General features: G+C 28.6%; 20 protein-coding genes. 7 read left to right on the top strand and 13 right to left on the bottom strand.

Annotated elements, in window-relative coordinates; all coding sequences use genetic code 11:
• Positions 1 to 252 precede the first annotated feature (252 nt).
• Positions 253 to 570, top strand: a complete 318-nt coding sequence (locus L3B96_RS26100) for a hypothetical protein (RefSeq protein ID WP_012060102.1) — start codon at positions 253 to 255, stop codon at positions 568 to 570.
• Positions 571 to 780: 210 nt separating this feature from the next.
• On the opposite strand, the gene L3B96_RS26095 is transcribed toward L3B96_RS26100, so the two are convergent.
• The 3 genes from L3B96_RS26095 to L3B96_RS26085 all read right to left on the bottom strand — a co-directional run bounded on the left by L3B96_RS26095 (position 781) and on the right by L3B96_RS26085 (position 3,456).
• The gene (locus L3B96_RS26095) at positions 781 to 1,503 is read right to left on the bottom strand and encodes a metallophosphoesterase family protein (RefSeq protein WP_238948973.1); all 723 of its coding nucleotides are present in this window, start codon (positions 1,501 to 1,503) and stop codon (positions 781 to 783) included.
• A gap of 340 nt (positions 1,504 to 1,843) precedes the next feature.
• Entirely contained in the window at positions 1,844 to 2,092 is a 249-nt protein-coding gene (locus L3B96_RS26090; RefSeq protein ID WP_012060104.1) for a hypothetical protein, read from the bottom strand.
• Positions 2,093 to 3,099: 1,007 nt separating this feature from the next.
• Positions 3,100 to 3,456 (bottom strand): helix-turn-helix domain-containing protein, encoded by a 357-nt coding sequence (locus L3B96_RS26085; protein WP_012060105.1) that lies wholly within the window; start codon positions 3,454 to 3,456, stop codon positions 3,100 to 3,102.
• A gap of 161 nt (positions 3,457 to 3,617) precedes the next feature.
• Here L3B96_RS26085 and L3B96_RS26080 point away from each other — a divergent pair, with 161 nt between their 5' ends.
• Positions 3,618 to 4,433 (top strand): nitroreductase family protein, encoded by an 816-nt coding sequence (locus L3B96_RS26080; RefSeq protein WP_238948972.1) that lies wholly within the window; start codon positions 3,618 to 3,620, stop codon positions 4,431 to 4,433.
• Between the two features lie 581 nt (positions 4,434 to 5,014).
• On the top strand, positions 5,015 to 5,338 hold the full coding sequence (locus tag L3B96_RS26075) for a hypothetical protein (RefSeq protein ID WP_023976642.1): 324 nt from the start codon (positions 5,015 to 5,017) through the stop codon (positions 5,336 to 5,338).
• A gap of 204 nt (positions 5,339 to 5,542) precedes the next feature.
• Here L3B96_RS26075 and L3B96_RS26070 read toward each other — a convergent pair whose 3' ends face one another.
• The 5 genes from L3B96_RS26070 to L3B96_RS26050 form a co-directional block, all read right to left on the bottom strand.
• The gene (locus L3B96_RS26070) at positions 5,543 to 5,755 is read right to left on the bottom strand and encodes a transcriptional regulator (protein ID WP_023976641.1); all 213 of its coding nucleotides are present in this window, start codon (positions 5,753 to 5,755) and stop codon (positions 5,543 to 5,545) included.
• Positions 5,756 to 6,014: 259 nt separating this feature from the next.
• Entirely contained in the window at positions 6,015 to 6,872 is an 858-nt protein-coding gene (locus L3B96_RS26065; protein ID WP_017211870.1) for a YitT family protein, read from the bottom strand.
• A gap of 184 nt (positions 6,873 to 7,056) precedes the next feature.
• A complete protein-coding gene (locus tag L3B96_RS26060; protein WP_238948971.1) occupies positions 7,057 to 7,788 on the bottom strand; it encodes a sulfite exporter TauE/SafE family protein in 732 nt (243 codons plus the stop codon).
• A gap of 160 nt (positions 7,789 to 7,948) precedes the next feature.
• Positions 7,949 to 9,664, bottom strand: a complete 1,716-nt coding sequence (locus L3B96_RS26055) for a methyl-accepting chemotaxis protein (protein ID WP_238948970.1) — start codon at positions 9,662 to 9,664, stop codon at positions 7,949 to 7,951.
• A complete protein-coding gene (locus tag L3B96_RS26050) occupies positions 9,642 to 10,088 on the bottom strand; it encodes a chemotaxis protein CheW (protein WP_238948969.1) in 447 nt (148 codons plus the stop codon). The genes L3B96_RS26055 and L3B96_RS26050 overlap by 23 nt, the downstream gene beginning before the upstream one ends.
• Before the next feature lie 47 nt (positions 10,089 to 10,135).
• Between L3B96_RS26050 and L3B96_RS26045 the strand changes: the two genes are divergently transcribed.
• Positions 10,136 to 10,579 (top strand): hypothetical protein, encoded by a 444-nt coding sequence (locus L3B96_RS26045; RefSeq protein ID WP_236887859.1) that lies wholly within the window; start codon positions 10,136 to 10,138, stop codon positions 10,577 to 10,579.
• 50 nt (positions 10,580 to 10,629) lie between these two features.
• Entirely contained in the window at positions 10,630 to 10,947 is a 318-nt protein-coding gene (locus L3B96_RS26040; RefSeq protein ID WP_012060114.1) for a hypothetical protein, read from the top strand.
• Positions 10,948 to 11,221: 274 nt separating this feature from the next.
• On the opposite strand, the gene L3B96_RS26035 is transcribed toward L3B96_RS26040, so the two are convergent.
• Positions 11,222 to 11,614 (bottom strand): hypothetical protein, encoded by a 393-nt coding sequence (locus L3B96_RS26035; protein WP_039769590.1) that lies wholly within the window; start codon positions 11,612 to 11,614, stop codon positions 11,222 to 11,224.
• A gap of 288 nt (positions 11,615 to 11,902) precedes the next feature.
• On the bottom strand, positions 11,903 to 12,700 hold the full coding sequence (locus L3B96_RS26030) for a DUF4163 domain-containing protein (protein ID WP_238948968.1): 798 nt from the start codon (positions 12,698 to 12,700) through the stop codon (positions 11,903 to 11,905).
• Positions 12,701 to 12,873: 173 nt separating this feature from the next.
• Between L3B96_RS26030 and L3B96_RS26025 the strand changes: the two genes are divergently transcribed.
• Both L3B96_RS26025 and L3B96_RS26020 read left to right on the top strand, forming a co-directional pair.
• Positions 12,874 to 13,227: a helix-turn-helix transcriptional regulator gene (locus L3B96_RS26025; RefSeq protein ID WP_012060117.1), complete on the top strand. Its 354-nt coding sequence runs from the start codon at positions 12,874 to 12,876 to the stop codon at positions 13,225 to 13,227.
• Positions 13,208 to 13,867: an ImmA/IrrE family metallo-endopeptidase gene (locus L3B96_RS26020; RefSeq protein ID WP_238901095.1), complete on the top strand. Its 660-nt coding sequence runs from the start codon at positions 13,208 to 13,210 to the stop codon at positions 13,865 to 13,867. The genes L3B96_RS26025 and L3B96_RS26020 overlap by 20 nt, the downstream gene beginning before the upstream one ends.
• A 246-nt stretch (positions 13,868 to 14,113) precedes the next feature.
• Here the strand turns inward: L3B96_RS26020 and L3B96_RS26015 are convergent, their stop codons facing one another.
• The 3 genes from L3B96_RS26015 to L3B96_RS26005 form a co-directional block, all read right to left on the bottom strand.
• Complete coding sequence (locus L3B96_RS26015; RefSeq protein ID WP_238948967.1) at positions 14,114 to 16,084, bottom strand: methyl-accepting chemotaxis protein; 1,971 nt, start codon at positions 16,082 to 16,084, stop codon at positions 14,114 to 14,116.
• A 264-nt stretch (positions 16,085 to 16,348) separates the two neighbouring features.
• On the bottom strand, positions 16,349 to 17,872 hold the full coding sequence (locus L3B96_RS26010) for a S8 family peptidase (protein ID WP_238948966.1): 1,524 nt from the start codon (positions 17,870 to 17,872) through the stop codon (positions 16,349 to 16,351).
• A gap of 790 nt (positions 17,873 to 18,662) precedes the next feature.
• Complete coding sequence (locus L3B96_RS26005) at positions 18,663 to 18,905, bottom strand: hypothetical protein (RefSeq protein ID WP_017211860.1); 243 nt, start codon at positions 18,903 to 18,905, stop codon at positions 18,663 to 18,665.
• Positions 18,906 to 19,480: the final 575 nt, after the last annotated feature.

The raw sequence follows: 19,480 nt of genomic DNA, 5'->3' as shown, positions 1-19,480 counted from the left end.
TATTTTAATCTATTAATTAACAGCTGCCCTCGTAAAGAGGGTCAGTTCTGGCAATTAAAAAACAAATATCCTAAATGAACACAATTTAAATCTCCAAAGCTCTCAGCATGAGAGCTTTTTTTATTTTCAACAATTGCTACTTATGAATAGTCTAACTAAGTATTCACATAATAACAGTATATTGACACGTCATGTATTATTAACATAATTTTTTTATCCAAATTCAAATATCGGGAAGTGAGGCTAGTATAAATGAAACTAAGAACTTTTTTAATAGCACTTTTGATATTAATAGTATCTACTATACACAGCGCAAAAGCAATTTTCGAGTCAAATACATATAAAGAAGGGGTATATGATATTACAGATACGCAACAAGTTAAAGCCACAGCCATGCTTACAACGCCAGATGAGATTGCAAGCCTAATAATATTTGACCCAAATGGTAATGAAATTTTTTATAAAAAGTTTGATACTGCAAATGAGTCTGTAAATTTAGGTACTATTCTAGATGATGATCGTATTGCTATAGTTGGAAAAGGTGAAATAGCAATCACTATTCAGCAATAGAGCTCTCACTCTTAAATTTATTCAAATCATAATTATTATCTTATAGCAATAATAATTTCCTTATAATGAATATTTATTTCTTAACTCCATATAATACTCTTGGGATAAATTATAACTTTCCCTTCATTGTAATCCATTTAATGAGCCTCTTTTCGGAGGAGGCTCATTAGTTGTGTTATACTCTATTTTTTTATCTAGACAGTACATCTATTATCTGGCATTTAATATACAATTTCTATATTGATCAATAAAAGGGAATTTATTTTTTATAGCTATATCAATAATTTTATTTACTGGATATTCAATGCGTCTATTTATTAATTTGACTTCATCTTCTAAGAATTCTAATATGCCATAAGATATTCTATTATCCCCATCAAGAGAATTTCCAACACTTCCAACATTAAATATTTTCTTACCATCAACTTCCCCTATAAAAGAACTGTGAGAATGCCCGCATAAGATTAATCTTTCCTTCACTCCACTTATAGCCTTTTTAATATCATCTTTATGTACAGTTCCATCAATTGCTTCAACTATAGATTTTGGTGTTCCGTGAACGCAAAGTACTTCAATATTATTAAGTATAATTGAGGACTCTAATGGTAAATTATCTATAAACTCTACCTGATCATGACTTAAATACTTTTTTGAATATTTATAATATAGATGCAGTTGCTTTTCCTTATCTGATAAATTTTCTCCAACTTTTAAAAACTCTTTAAACCACATATCTGTATTTCCTTTAATCCACGTCAAGACTTCTAGTTCTTCATCATTTAACAATTTAAGAACCTCAGATGGCATTGGTCCTTTCATAACTACATCTCCTAGAATTATAATTTTGCTAATCCCTAGTTCTTTCAAATCTCTTATAGTATATTTTAATGCTACTCCATTTCCATGAATATCTGATAAAACTGCTACTATCATTGGTTACCCCCCCTGTTACAAAACATGTCTTTAATTTATTTAACTAAGATACATAATACCTTATAACCTGTGGAGCTATAAATTTATACTGCTTTATTAATTTTATGTACTATACGAAACATCTAACAATACCTTTTTCTCTAAATTAACAGCTCTTAATATTAACATATTGAATTCATTATACCACATATTCCATATAATGTATTTTACTTTCTAACTATATTCTTTTGTATTCATAATGTTCAGTTATTCTGTATTTTTATTATTATACTCTTCGAACTTCAACCTAAAATTCGTATCATAGTTTTAAGCATTAAAATAGCACCTACATTTGTGGTGCTTAATTACAATTTATATCAATATCTACTAACTCAATTTCATTACTTCCTTTTGGTAATTTAGGAATCTCATCATCACCATATCTTATTCTTATTAAAGATGCTCTATAGATATCATCTGAATAATTCCCGTGTTCATATAAAAATAGTAAGCTTTCTTTTTCTAAACAATGTGGCATTATATCCTCAATATTATATTTTTTTCCTTTGTACTTAAATATACATCTTATTAAAGTTCTTTCTGTATACATATTTCTCACCCTAATTATATAAATGTATGCTAAATCAAAAAATTTGTTCCATCTCCTAGTAGATTTTGTATTAGTAATAGCATAGGTGTAAGTTACTATATCTCCAACTCTGCTATATGCAGGACCAGTCTTCGATATTTGTATAGAGTTTTGAAATAAAGAATCAACAATGTTGCCATCACTTATTTCAGCTTGAAATTGATTTTCTGCAGTAGTAACTTCAATTTCCTCTGTTTAAATTGACATAATTTCAGTTCCTCTTTATCATAAGTTTACTAACTGTAATATATTTTATGAGCCAATGATAAATTATGTTACACGTACTTATGCATATGGATTTCCCTAGCTTAAAACTTTCTTCTTAGTTATATATCAATTCCACTTTTTATAATAATAATTAGCTTTATATTAACTCAACTAATGCTACTTAAATTTTTTTGTTTAAGTTGTATATTTTACTTAAACATCGTCAATACTCTTATATGAAAAGAGTAATATCTTAATTAAAATAGAGGCAGTATCGTTAGTGTCCCCCACTGATACTACCTCTATTTTTTATGTTTTTATAATAATCATATATTAACTACAATCTCAAATTATCAAATAAATACTTATTGTCCATTTCAATATATATAATTAGTATTGAATTTCCTATAGTTCTCAGTAAATCTTTGCTTATATTGACTTTATTGAATATGCATAATATATCTATCTTACAAAATGCCGAAACACTTTATAGTGATAAATATTTTACATAAGTAAGTACAAATATTTTTAGCTATAATTTTTTTGCTTATAATTAAATCACCTTTCAAGAATCCCTAGCCGGAAATATTAAATTTTTTATTCTTATTTTGAATATTTCTCTCTATATGTGCAATACTAATTATGTGACATAAATTAAGTTTTCATAATTATTTTTCGGGCTCCTCGTTGTAGGAGTCCCCCCCATCCCAATGTATTTCCACATAAGAACACTTTATTTTTTAATTTTATTTAATTTCCTATCATATCTTTTCTTTAAGCATATTCTTTTCCTCAACAGTATTTGAATAATCAATTGCCCAATCACATAAATCAGCTAAAATAGGTAAGAGACTTCTTCCATAGTTAGTTAAAGAATACTCAACTTTAGGTGGTACTTGATTATAAGCTATCCTATTAATCAACCCATCATCCTCTAAAGCTCTCAGCTGTTGAGTTAACATCTTTTGTGTAATATTAGGTAAACTTCTTTTTAATTCATTAAATCTCATGGTTCTTTTACCTAACTGCCAAATAATTATCGGCTTCCATTTTCCTCCTATAATATCTAAAGTTAATTCCATAGAACAATTGTATTCAATTCCTTTAAATCTCATCATTTTTGACTACCTCTTTAATTTCAAGTATATAAATAGTAACTACGTTACTAAAAAGTGCGTTCTTGATAATAATTCCTATAACATATAAATTATATTTTGTAAGTATCCTAAAATAATTAATCTAGGATTTTATTAAGTATTCTCAAATAGGAGTGATATCAATGGAATTAATTACTGTAAATCAATCAACATGTGTTAAATGTGGACTTTGTTCAAATGTATGCCCAAGTGGAGTTTTATCTATGAATGAAAATGGACCAATAGCTATTCACCCAGATAATTGTATTTCCTGTGGCCATTGTGTTGCAATATGTCCCTCTAGTTCAATAGATAATATTAAAACACCTTTATCTAATCAATTGGATTTAGAATCATTTCCACTCATAGATTCTAGCACTGCTGAATCTTTTCTTAGGTCTCGCCGTTCAATCCGTTGCTACAAGGAAACCCAAGTTCCTCAACAGACACTATTAAAATTAGTTAACATAGCTCGTTTTGCACCTACAGCTAGTAATACACAAGGACTTTCATATATTATAATAAAAAATAAAAAGATTTTACAACAAGCTGCAAGCATAGTAGTAGAATGGATGGAAGATCAACTTAAAAATTCCCCATCGCCACATTGGAGCTTTTCAAGACATGTTAAAAATTATAGAGACGCTGGTGAAGACTCAATTTTACGTAATGCTCCACACATAATATTAGCAACATCTACAAAAGATTTTAAAAATGGAATAAAAAATACTATTTCTGCATTCTCATATCTTGAATTGTTTGCTACTACTCTTGGATTAGGTTCATGCTGGGCTGGATTATTTGAAATGTGCGCTTTTTCAAACTATAATCCACTACTAGAACTGCTTCGCATTCCTGATAACAAAGTTATAACAGGAGCTGTCATGGTTGGCTATCCAAAATATAAATATAAAAAAATCGTAGATAGAAACCCGCTAGAAGTTGAATTTATTAATTAATATCCTTAAAATAAACTGATCAACTTTTAGATATTTCATAATCCTATTCCCAAAAACAATAGGATTATGCTTCTATCTATATAATAGAACTTACCAAACCACTAAAAAATTACTTTATAATTGCTTTCACAAATCAAGATTTTATATAATTAAAATCTATAATTCTTCCAAAAATCATTTCAATTACTATAAGTATTAATACTAGGATTACACCAGTTGCAACTTCAACATTAAACGCCTCTTTAACACATTCTATCTATTATCCAAATACCGAACTCACAAAAGTTATTATAATGAATTAATTATAACATATTTTGTAAATGAAATTTTATACTTATTTTGAAAGTAACTCCTTTATTTATTGATCTACGTTACAATTAAATTTCTATAATCTATTACTGATTACCTAGTTAACTAGTATCTAAAATACAACTCTATCCTTTTCTAATTCATATTATGTCTTCTACTGCACTTTCACTGAGTGAATTATACATAGTTTTTATTTAATAATCGCATACTAAAGAAAAGCTAGAAAGAATAGTTTGATTCTATAGACAAAACTATGAAAGGTAGTTGTACCAATGAAAAAATTTATTATTATATTTTCTGTTTTCTTATTTATGTCTCTTAGTATGAGTATAAGGAGCGCTTATGCTGATCCCAACCCAAAGACCTTAACCGAAGGCTTTTACAGAGTTAAGGATATAGGCTTAATACCAAATACTACTTATAAAGTTAGAAATACATCCCCTACTGGTAGATCAGTTATCATTATTTTTGACTCAAATCAACAAATGCAGGAATTTTTGAGACTTGAACCGAATTCTCCTGATTACCTTGTAAAGCCTTTAGAATTTGGTTCCATAATCATAATTATTGGAGGCGGTAATATCACCTTTTCCTAGCAAATCAAAAAAATATCTAAAATTCATTTGAATAGTCTTATATTATAAAAGCTTTAAAATTCTACATATTAATAAAATATCAATTTTCTTGGGAAGATATGTTACTAATACAATCTTCCTTATTTTCATTTATAGATTAAATAGTCCCATCTAAAGTTTTTATTGATTTTTTTGAACTTTTATGCTTTGTAATATTCATCTTAATTAAATATTATCTTTTATTCGAATACTTCGTGGGCAATTACTTGATCTATATATATATCCTTTCCTTTCCAATCGCTCTATATGAGCGTGTACACTTGATGTAGATGCCAATCCTGCTAACTTTCCAATTTCCCTAACCGTTGGAGATATCTTCTCTTTGCCTATATAGTTTTTTATAATATCCAATATTTCTTGTTGTTTTTCTGTTAACATAGAACCATCTCCCTATAGCTTTATATATAATGTCATTTAATATTTAAAGTTGGTTATTTCAATATAATACCTAAACATATTTAAATTATCAGACGACGCTATTGCAAACATACGTTCGCATATATATTACTACTTTTAGGGTATTTTGTAAATAAGAACGCAAAAAGAACCAAAACTAAAATTAATTTCGGCTCTTTTAAGTCTATAATCTTATGCAATTATTTAACATATTTTTATTATATTTTATGATTGCTATAAATTAATGTATAGCTTTCTTTGCGTATTTTTTGCCCGTTCCTTCAACACTTGTAATTGTAACTAATGCATCTTCATCAAAACCATGGACAATATTTTTTAGCTTTGCTATTTCAAGCCTTGATAGAACCACATAAATAACATTTGTTTCTGTGCCACTATAAGCGCCCTTTCCATCTAACAAAGTAATTCCTCTACCAAGCCTAGCCATTATTGCTTCTGATATTTCATTATTTTTATCCGATACAATTATTACTGCTTTTGACTCATTAAGGCCTTCAACTGTTATATCTATGGTTTTAAAAGCAATGAAATATGCTATTAAAGAATACATCGCTCTATCCCATCCAAATATAAACCCCGAAGTTCCTAAGATGAAAAGATTAAAAAACATAACTATTTCCCCAATAGAAAATGCAGTTCTCTTTTCTAATATTATAGCTACAATTTCTGTTCCATCTAAAGAACCACCATTTCTTATAATCAAGCCTACTCCAACTCCTATTATAATTCCACCAAATATAGTGGCTAAAAGTACATCTTGTGTTATTCCTGGAACTGGATGAAGCAATGTTACTACAACTGACAAGCATATTACTGAAAATATAGTTGAAATAGCGAATGTTTTTCCTATTTGCCTATATCCTATTATAACAAATGGTAAATTAAATAGAAATGTAAATACTCCTAGTTGTACTTTTGTTAGATAGCTTGCCATAATTGATATTCCAGTCATGCCTCCATCTATTATATTATTAGGTATCAAGAATATCTCTAAACCTACTGCTACCAAAATTGAACCTATTATCATAAATAATATTCTGCTTGCTTTAACCCAAATATCATTATATTTTTTCGTCATTTAACTCCCCCTTAAATTTAATATATTTTATCCAATAGTAAAAACTATACTATATAAATTATAACATAGTTTTCATTACTTTATTATATGTTTTTAATATTACTTAAATATTCTAATTTTAATTTTAAAAATTAATTTAATAATGATATATCTAATGTCCTTTTATTATTTGGGTTATGCATTATTAGCTAAAAAAGCTCTTTAAAAATAAAATCATTCCACTTGCTATAAGTAAAGCTATTACTGATTTTTTAACTGTTTCTTCTTCCATCTTTGAATCAACTTTAACTCCTATAATCATTCCAATAATAACTGCTGGAGAAAGACATAAAGCCATAATTAATGCTTCCTTAGTTAATATTCCTGTAAATAAGTATAAGAAAAATCTAAATATATTATCTACTAAAAAAATACAACAGATATTTCCGCGGAATTCATTTTTATTCTCCGTAGTTCTACTGACATATGCAACTAAAAGTGCTCCAATTCCATAAAGCCCAGCTAATATCCCTGAAATTACTCCTATTAATATAAGAAAAAGAATGTTAGTTTTCTTATTTTGAATTTTACTATGTTTTCTTGTTAACATTTCTACTGCAATTCCAACAATTACAACACCTAGTATACATTTTAATATCCGATCACTTCCAGCCTTTAATAGTAATGTTCCAGGTACAATACCTGCTAGTAGCATGAGAGATAATGGAATGACAATTTTTAAAGAAATATTTTTTCTTTCTTTCCATGCCATATATGTATTTGTTGGAATTCCAAAGAGAAGATCTACTGGTGTTGTTAATCTATTTGATACTACAAAGGAAAATAACGACCCCATAACAAGTGTATTTCCAAAGCCAGTTATACCTTTCGTAAAATATGCAAATAAAGTAGAAATAAAAAGATATATGTTTTGCATTTTTTGCCCCCCATAAGCTTAAATTATATCTTTAACTTTTGTTATTATTATCAATTATAACACATTTGGTAAACATTTCTTCTATTGCTTGTTAACTTCTATATACTCCAAAAAAATTTAAGGTGTAGAATCTTCATACCTACTACACCTCATCATTAGTTTAAGTTCTAAATTTAGCTATTAAATCTTGCAGCTCTATGGAAACATTCTTTAAATTTTTGGCAGATTGATTTATTTGTTCCATACTTGCAGACTGTTGTTCTATAGATGCCGATATCTCCTCCGTAGTAGAAGCTGACTCTTCTGCTATTGCAGACATATCGCTTATGCTTCCTATAACATCATTTTTATTATTGTCTATACTACTTATGCTAAATACTATTCTATCTATTTGTTTAACAATATTAGATGCTGAATTTTCTATAGTTTTAAATGCCTTTTCAGTATCATTTGATACCTGACCCATTTGAATTACCATATCTCCTACGGTTTTCATTTCTGATTTAGTCTTATTTATTTCCTTCTTAACTTCCCTAACAATGGCATCTATTTCTTTTGTTGAGTCAGCGGCTTCATATGCAAGTTTTCTAATTTCCTCCGCTACAATAGAAAATCCGTTTCCTTGTACGCCCGCTCTTGCTGCTTCTATAGTTGCATTAAGAGACAATATATTAATTTGTGATGTAATGCTCTTAATTGCGTCAGTTATTTTCTCAATTGATTGAGATTTGTTATTTAAAACACTAACTTGATCAAGTATATTTTCCGCTACTTTATGGTTTGATTCTACAACACTTTTTAATTTATTTATATTCTCCATACCTTCCAAATTTGATTTTGACGCCAATTCTATATAATTCTTCACTGAATTAGTATTTTCTACCGAATCATGAATTTCTTTTGCTAAAACCTCTAATTTATCTACTCCAGTTTCAGTATTCCTTGCAAGATCAGTAGAACCTTGTACCATTTCATCAATTGCCTTCGCTATAGCCTCTATTGACTGAGATGTTTCAGATATTATATTTGACAAAACGTCAGAATTTAATGCTACATTTACGGAGTTCTGTTTAATACTTTCCACAAGTTCTCTTAGTGTTCTTCTCATGTTTGCTACTGCAATACCCATATCGTAAAATTCGTCCTTATATCTTTTTATTATATTCAAACCAGCTTGGTCAAATACTAAATCTAAATTCGCAGTTTTATTAATAAATTTAACCAAAAAGTTTATTCTTTTTGTAATAATATTTATTATAGATATTGTTACTACAAGACTGATTATTATTATAATTATTACGTTCAGTGTGAGCATTAATCTTGAGTGATTATAAATTTGATCATTTTGTATATTGGCCAAATTCGCCTGTTCCTGGTTATATTGAACAAGTTTTTCAATTGCGCTATTTACATTCTCAAAATCCTGTCTAGATTCTCCATACATTAAATTAAATGCATCCTTATTTTGAGATTCTCTACTTAATTCAATAGTCTTCCTGCTAGTTTCAAAATACTTAGGATAATACTCTTTAATTTCTTTAAATATCCCCATATCATCGCTTGATATCATAGTTCCTTGATATTCTTTTAATTCATCTTCAAACTCTTCTCTCAAATCTTGAAGTTCTTTTTCTGTAGCGTTCATTAAGTCAGGATCATCTTCTAGTACATGTCTGTATTCTCTAAGTCTATATTCTGACATATTTTGATCCATAGTATGAGCCAATTCGCTCCTCTTATACCAAACTTCTGCAATTTCACTTGCTTTATCTTTTACATTTTTAATTGATATTATAGAATACACTCCTAAAAAAGACGTTAGCAAAATTATTAACCCAAATGAAGCAATAAGTTTATTTCTGATTGTAAATTTCATTTGAACACTTCCTCCAAAATAAATTTAAATCTAATATAACTATTAGATAATTATCTTGTTTGGCAATTCCAATTATATATTCATTTCCGTTACATACATCATAATTAATCTTTTTTATACTATCTTTTGGAATCCTTGTAACATCCTCTACTTCATCAACGATAGCACCAAAAGCTCCTTCACTATCTTCAATAATTATTATTTTCTGTTCATCATTTCTTTTTTCATTTTTTATGCAGATCTTCTGACCCAAATTAATAATTGGTATAATTCTTCCCCTTAAATTTATGACTCCTAGTATATATTCTCTACTCAATGGTATTTTAGTAGGAGCCACATAACCAATAATTTCATTAACTTGTTCTATTGTCACCGCATACCTCTCTTTTCCTATATGAAACACCACAAATTGCTCTTCAGTCATTAATTTCCCTCCCTGCTACATCTGCAGCATATTCTTCATAACATAATATGAAAATTGGAAATGCATTGTTACTGAGCAAAGAACTAAAATATTTAAAATTATGTTTTGTGAATATATTTTTTTTATCTTCAAAAAATAAAATATATTTGCAGTTCAATTTAGAAAGGTGGATTACTTTAATGAGAAAAATCAGCATTATATTTTTTATTTTCTTATTATTTAATATAACAATAACGGCTTCTGCCGATCAGCCTAGAATTCTTAGACAGGGTTTTTATACAACAAAAGATTTAAATTTATCCCCTGATGCTCTGCATACAATACAAAATACCTCTCCCACTGAATATGTTTCTGTAGTTCTTTTTGATTCAAATGAAATTGTTCAGGAATTTATAAGATTAGTCCCTAAATCAGAAAAATATGCTTTACCACCTATCCAAATTGGATATGAGATAATAATAATTGGAGATGGTGAAATTACTATTTCTTAGAGTATATAGATTAGTTTACTTTAGCAAAAAATATAAAGGTGGTCATATCTATGAAAAAATTTACTGTTTCAATATTATTTTTCTTATTTTTGTCATTAAATATTTCAACAATTCAGGCTCTGTCCATATCTAGAGTTTTAAAAAAGGGGTTCTACACATTAGAAGATTTAAAACTATCTCCTAATACAAGTTATACTATTCAAAATGATTCTTATAATGAGCGTGCTTACATACTTGTTTTTGATTCCGAACAAAATTTTATACAGTCTTTACGATTGAGACCTCAATCACAGAAATATAATTTACTTCCGCTTAAAGATGGATATAAAATAGTTGTAGTTGGAAATGGAGAAGTGACTATATCTTAAAAGAGAATAAATCTACAAGATTTATTTAGTATTTAATGATTCTACTTTTATAATTACTATAAATTCCAATTAAGATTTTGTACAATTTATAAGTTTAAGACTACAATCAGCAAAACGCGATTTACTTCTGCTTAAGAGCAGCTATATATAGTTTAGGCTAATAGCATTAAAACTCACCTTATATCAAAAAAGCCACTATATAAATAATGTCATTTAGTTAACTAAATGACATTTCCATACAAGATGACTTTCTCAATGATTTTTCAATTGAATTTTATTTACCTTCTTTTAAAATTGACGACATCACTAATGCTAAATCGTTCTTTTTTTCATTATCTCTAATAAAGTTTGCTACTTTATCATCTTTTGTTATTATTTCAATATATTCTTTCGCATCTTCATTTTTGACATTAAATGATTTTATATTTTCTCTTGATATTTTATCTGTATAAGCAATATCAGATAGCCCTCCCCAAACAGCATGAGTAATAGCCTGTATATATAAATTTTTAGGAGTAAGAATCAATTTAAAATCATTTACTACTCCACCTGCAACTCCCTGTGCTAGCAAATTAACCAACGTATTTGCTACTTTACTTGAAGCTTTAATATCTTTGTAAGAATTAATAGAACATAGTATTTCTTCATCATTTAATACACTTGCCATATTTCGCCCTCCAAATTATATATTTTAATTGAATAAATAATTATCTGCATCAAAATCTATTATCCAATTATATCATATAATAGTAATATATTCTTATTACTAAATTCTTAATTTTTAATAACTTACTTACATTTTCTATACTATTCAAATGTATAAGGCTCAAAAACTAGAATTATAAGTTTTCAAAAATGTTACTGGCGGAGGCTAGACAGCATCAATGAATTGAAAAATATAGGTGGTCAATCTCAACTATATTTTTTATCTTACAAAAACTTTACTTAAAGATTTCTATTGCTTTTCTATTATAAATTCCGCATGATCTCCTATAGCATGAATCATTGGAATGCTAATTACTATTTTATTATCTTCCATATAGCTATAGGCTCCTTTCTTTGGAATTTCAATCACACCATCTTTCTCGTGAAAATCAGCATCTTTTAATATATTTAAAAGTTCATCATCACTAATGTTTTTTATAACAGACTTCTGTGCATCTATTAATTTATCATCCTCTGAAAGCATTTTAACATCATCTAACTTTTTTAATTTTTCTAGTACTCCCTGCGCATTAGCATAGTCTGAAAGACCAACTGTTAAACCGTTCTCTAAATCTATATTAACCGTATAAAAGATTGAAGTTGGATATGCTGTTCCTTTAATATTTACTAGTCCATTAAAAGCTATTGATATATATTTATTATTTTTAGTTTTCACTTCATAATTTACTTCCATGCTTATATCCTTAATATTTGTATCATTCTCAACATATATATTTATAATACTTAGGGCTGCATTCTTTAAATCTTTATTTATGGATTCAAGCTTTACTGCATCAGCATAATGTTTTACTTGTGGGTAATTAATCTTCACATGATCTTTACTATAAACTTCATCAATTATTTCGTATTGTTTTGATTCATCACGTAAAGATACTTCCATATTAAAATAATTAATTTTATTAACAGCTAAAACCTCTTTTTTTATTGGATTAGTACACTTCAGATTATTAACATGAAAATTTCTCATTAATAAGAAACTAAGTATTGTTATGCCAGTTAATAAAAGTGCCGATTTCTTCATTTTCATATGTATCTCCTTTAATTCTTTAATTTGAATGTTAATTTTATTAATTATTTTATCCTCACGTTATACAAATAATGTAGGCCAAAGCTTAATAATAAAATTACTTTCACTTTTTTAATTTTTTTATTGATTTTATCGGTCACTATGATAAAATTATCGTAAGAGGTGAATTTATAATGTTAGGTGATAAAGTAAAACTACTTAGAAAAGAGAGAAAAATTACACAGCAAAAGTTAGCTGAAGCTATTGGTGTAAGTCAGTCTACTATAGGAATGATAGAAGGAAATAGACAAGGTGCTAGCAATGATACATTAATTAAGTTGGCAAATACTTTAAATACTACTGTTGATTACTTATTGTCTGATAATATAGAAGAGTTAGACTTTCCTGATAAGAGAATTAGTGACCCTGGATTTGGCGATGATGATATAAGAAGAATTGAGAGAGCTCGAAGAAAAATGGATCCTAAAAACAAAGAAAAAATGATGAAAATTTTAAGGTCTGCTTTTGATGAGTACTTCGACGATTAGATATAAGCGTATAAAACAGATAGTTAATGATATTTATATAAAATTAAATATTAGTAAGTTTCCTATAAACGTATTTGAAATAATAGGTTCTTTCGATAATATAAAAATAGTTTCTTATCATCGATTCATGCTTGATCACAATTTAACCAAAGAAGAAACTTTTGAAATATTAACTTCTGACGAAGGATGTACTGATTATTTTAAACCTTCAAATAAATATATAATTTATTATAATGATTTAGATTTTAAATCTGATGAAAGAATTAGATGGACTTTAACTCATGAATTAGGTCATATTTTATGTAGCCATTATTCATCTGATAATACTAAAATATTTGATGACTACCTGTCAGAATCTGAATATAAAATTATGGAAGCTGAAGCAAATTATTTTACTGGTCTTTTATTATCTAATCCAGTAATTCTTCATAAGTTGAATATTAGATCTTCTCATGACATAGAAACGTACTGTTCGATATCTTCTGAAGCGGCACGTTATAGATACAAATTTTATAAGAAGTGGTGCGAGAATAATATTTTAACTAGTTCAGATAGATCCATTATCAGAAACTTCCAATCTTATCTAAATGCTCAAAGGCTTGAATATTTAGAATTTATTAGTTTCATCAACTCATTTTAGCTATATTATCCAAACTAAAATTTTCATAATATAGAATATAATAGTTTCACTACTATTTCGTAATTTATAAGCAAAAAAGGACTATCGCACTATAAATTAATGATATGCTCCCTACATGGTAGACAGTAAAAAACTATCGATCATAAAAGGGAGCATATTAAATTTTAATCCATTAATAAAATAACCACTTATTTATGGAAAGTAGATAATTATCATTGAGTTTTTTTACGCTACAGATAAATAGTATTAATTTGTCTTAAACTTATCTGTTAATTCTTTAAGCGTTGTAGCCATATCGCTAAAGCTTTGAACTGATGCTGTCATTTCTTCAATTGAAGCTACTTGTTCTTCTGTAGCCGCAGATATTCCTTGAGTCTCTCCTGCTACAGCCTCAGAAAGCTGTGTAATATCACTAATATTAACAAATACTTCCTTTTCAGTTTTATTCATATTATCTATAGCATTACTTACTTCCTGCATATTAGATTCAACTTCTTGTATAGATTTAAATATTAATTGAAAATAGCTATTAGCTTCATTTACTACTTTAGATCCATCATTAACTTCATTTATGCCTTTATTCATAACTAAAGCTACATTTTCAGTTTCTTTTTGTATGCCATTTATAAGAGTACTAACCTGCCCCGCAGCTTCTCCAGATTGTTCTGCTAATTTACGAACCTCATCAGCAACAACTGCAAATCCTTTTCCTTGTTCTCCGGCACGTGCTGCTTCTATTGCTGCATTTAAAGCCAACAGATTTGTTTGTTCTGAGATGCCCTTTATTACTTCTGTAATTTTCCCTATTGCTTGTGAATGCTCTCCAAGCTTGTCTATAACTTTAGATGTATCGTTAACTGAACCTTGAATATTAACCATACTTGAGTTAACTTTATGGAGTGCCTCACTTCCTTTCTCAGAATAGCTAGACGCAGTTTGCACCGCCGAAGAAACATTATCTGATTTTTCATTTATATCTTTTATTGCGCTATCTAAAATATTCATATTAGAATTTATTTTATCTATCTTAGAGCTTACTAACATAGAACCTTCCGCAATTTCATTAACATTTTCTGCAGAATTTGTAGCAACTTTTGACTGCTGCTCGCAAACATCTGTCATCTCACTAGATGCTGATGAAACTCTCTCTGAATGTTCTTTAATATTATTTATTACCTCTCGTAAGTTAACAGCCATTTTTTCAAATGCTCTTCCTAAATTACCTATCTCATCGTTGGATTTTATGTTTATATTATTAACTGTTAAATCTCCATTTGAAATCTTATTTGCTGCATTTAAAAGTATATGCAATGGTTTAGTTGCATAACCAACTAGAACAAAAACTCCTCCACATGTAATAAACAATATAACTATTCCTATTAAACTAGTGTTAATTAAAGAATGTATGCTTTTTTCAACAGTAATACTTTTAGGAATTTCAGCACAAATAACCCATCCTGTCTTTTTATCCTGAACATAGCTCACAAGCATACTTTTCCCATCTTTAACTACTTCTTCGGAACCACTCTCCCCTTTTACACCTTTCTTAATAAATTCGAAATCATTTAAATCTGTACGATCTTCTGGCTTGTCTAATGTCTTAGTAGGATGAGCTAGCAATTTGCCGTCTGAATCTACGATATAAACAGTTGCATTATCCTGCGAAAGCTCTTTAACAAAAGAATTTAGCACTGGAAGTTCAATGTTTCCTTGTAAGATTCCCGTTACAATCCCGCCCTCTTTATCTCTAATAGGCGTTGCTAAAACTGTGATTAAACTTCCATTATCTTTACTTACAAGAACTTCAGATACAACCTCATCCTGTCCTTTAAGTGCTGATTTATAAAAATTACGATCTGATATATCCGATGATTTAGAGTCATCGCTTCTTACAAACTGAACTCCATCTAATTTAGTAACAGCCGTAAATGATAAATCTGGATATACTTTTGAACTCTCAACTAAAATTTGTTTAGATTTTTCTGCATCATAGGAACTAATAATAGGATTTCTCGCCATGCTCTTTATCCCATACATATTCCTCTCAATTAGACCATTTATCTTTTCATCCACAATTTGTGCTCTTTTAAAATTATCAGCTAGTGCATTTTCTATCGCAATCTTTTGTGAAAAAAACAAATTAATGATTGTGAATATTATTAAAGGCACAGAACTCGCAAGAAGAAGTGTTAATGTCAACTTCCTTTTAATATTCATGTTTTTCCTCCTAAGTTATTATATATTTCTAAAATATTAGATTAGTACTTTAATTAATATTCGACAATATCAGCGAAATACCTCCTATAAAACAAACATTTTTTATTAATTATAGTAATTAGCCCAACAAATTCCAATACATCTATCTTTTTTATTGTGAATTATTCCTTGCTTTAGTAATGTCCTCTAATCAAAAAATACATTACCTCCCACAAAATGGTGGTAGGTAATGTATTTCACTAAGTTCTACTATATAAACTATTTTTAATAAATTTGAAATGCAGTATTAGACGAACTTGTCCTATAACTACTATATGTAGTCTCAGCCAGAACTTTATAAGTACCTTTTCCTGTAATTCTATATGTCAAAATACCAAAAAAAGCCTCTCCATATCTATCTGTCATTCCTTTATATACTGTCACAACACCTTTGGGTGAAGTAATACTAAATTTAACGGCTGCTCCTTGAATTGCTTTGCCAGAAGTATCTGTAACCTTAGCTTTAATATATATTATATCACCTGCTAAGTAATAGGCTTTATTTGTAGACACAACCGTTCTTGTCCCTAATTTTGAAGGTTGCGTTGTCACAGGCTGACTTACAACTGGTTGAGTAGTAACAGGTTGCGTATTGGTTGGTATTGTTGAAATTGGCTGTGTCACCGTTGATGTTTGTCCTTTAGGTGCTTGTATTAGCCCATAACCATACCAACTATCTTTTCCGCTTATTCCTAAATCAATAACATTTTCATTAAGTTTTGCACGTAATTGATTTGGAGAAAGCCCTGGATTAGCCTGCTTTAATAATGCTAAATCTCCTGTAACAAAAGGTGCTGACATTGAAGTACCGCTCATAGATACATATTTATTATTTAAATATGTACTAAGAACATTAACCCCTGGCGCCGCTACTTCAACAGTATTTCCTGTAGAGGAAAACGAAGGTCTTTTATTATTAGAATCAATTGCCACCACTGCTATAACCGAACCATATTTTGCTGGATAATCTACTGTATCCGTTGATCCATCTGATGTACCATCATTTCCTGCTGCCGCAACAACTAAAATGCCTTGATTATAAGCCTTGTCCACTTCTTGTTGCAATGCAGTTGATGGTACGGAACTACCAAGACTTAAGTTAATAATGTCCATTTTATTTGTAATACACCAATCTATTCCTGCGATTATATCAGAAAGGTATCCAGCCCCATCATTTCCTAATACTTTTATAGCATAAAGGCTTGCCTCATTAGCAACTCCAACAATTCCATAACCATTATTTTTCGCTCCTATTATACCTGCAACGTGCGTTCCGTGCCCATTATCATCTAAATATGATGTTGTATAAGATGTGAAAGCTGCACCACCTGCAACTGATAGATCCTCATGGTTAGCTATCCCAGTATCAACAATTCCGATTTTTACTCCTTTTCCAGTATAACTTGAAGACCATGCTGTCGGAGCTTGGATTTTATTCACTCCCCAGTCTACTGTTTGAGAATTTGTTTTAACTATTATATCTTGTTCTACGGCTAATACATTGGGATCATCTTTCAAATCCTTAATAGCTGTAGTAGGAACAGATGCTGATAGAACGTTTGCATTTTTGTATTCTCGTCTTACATTTCCTCTAGCTTTTGAAACTACATTTTTATCAGCTTTATTTTTAAATACGACAATTACTCGTTCATTTGATGTTGAGACTGATGTTACTACCACTGCATTAACATTTGCTGTAAATCCAAATGCTACTAATAAAAAAGTAACTGCTGAAATAATTTTTTTCATTTGTGTACCCCTCCTTAAATTTATCTTTCGTAAATGTGCTTAATTAAGCTTATCACCACTCTTTTAGACCTTCTTCCCTCCTCCTATAAATCAAAGTAACTTTTTATCTGCACTTCTAAGGAACTGTACTGATAAACAGATTTGATTAATTTTATTATAATTCTATATAACAAAAAACTATTCAAACGAATAGTGACAGAATATTACTTTATCTTACATTATTCAGTAACTGTCATACATATTCTATGAATTTAGTCCATATAATTTTGCATTCCATAATTTCTTATAGTGTTTGCTTCATCTTTTAACATAATTATATCATAGTGGCATATCCCCTACAATTCATAACATACAAGGATTTTATTCCTTATAAAGGGTTTACATGAATATTATTCACATAAATACATTACTATCAAAATAATTTCATGAACTTCAAAGTAGCTTGTTAATTTTTTCATCAGAATACATTAAATCTCCTACGACTATTAAAACTATTTTCATTGCACTTTATGGATACCTTAACCTTTATAGCCACTTTCTAATATATAAAAAGGAGAGTCAACTCGTTTTATTCTAAAATAAAAACAGGTAGTTTAATTAAAACCACCTGCTTTTATTTTAAATTTCGGCAATACTAAGCCAATTATATTTAATTTAAAATATTTTATTACTAATTATTACTCTCTGATATTATAGGAATCCAAATATTACTCTTATAGTCTTGTAAAAAGCTATCTCCTTCTGTATAAAATCGAATTCCAACATGTTAATATGAATTTTCAAAATACGTTTAATTTGTAATATTCATTTCTGTGAACGATTCTAAAACATAATTAGTATTGTCTATAGTTGTGACAATTAACTTGTCAGTTGAGTTTTTAACTTTAGCAACAGTACCTGTTAGTATAGATAAACAATCCTCCACTAAAATCGGAATATCATTCACTACTACCAACTCCATATTATCACACTTTTCCTTCATCCAATTATTTAAGATAGATTCTCCTTCAGATGAATTACAACCTGCCTCCATTAAATATTCTCCTCTCATATCCCTTTTAAATATATCATATTTTTTGAATCTTTATTTAGCTTTTATTATTTAATTATCGTATAACAATATTATTGTTTTAATATTATTATCAGAGTATTTTTGATAAATCCCAATAATAAAACTTTTACACCTAATTATTTGACACTATTTTAACATATTACTTCATATGTTACAAGAAAATTAAATTGATAATATATATTCTATATATGTAAATAAGTAACATAGAAAAGCTCAACTTAATATGATTATTTCTTATAAATGGCTTTTTTCCCACTTATTCTAGAAACAATATAAAAACTAAATTAAAGCAATACATGCCGGCTCATGAATTCTTTTATAACATATGAAATAAGCTTATAGTTTATTATTATATTTATTTACTAATTGAAGCTCATATTTCCTTATATAAAAACTTCCTCACTACCAATTTAATTAGTACATCTAATAAGACAAAAAAAGATAGCTATTATAGCTATCTTTTATACTTACCTCGCAACGTCCTACTCTGCCACACAGTCTCCCATGCAGTACCATCGGCGCTATAGACCTTAACT

Origin of the sequence: Clostridium sp. YIM B02569 (assembly GCF_022320765.1) — a bacterium.
GTDB classification, from domain to species: domain Bacteria; phylum Bacillota; class Clostridia; order Clostridiales; family Clostridiaceae; genus Clostridium; species Clostridium beijerinckii.
Note: the sequence above shows the minus strand (reverse complement) of the source record. Positions and strands in the feature narration are given on the sequence as shown.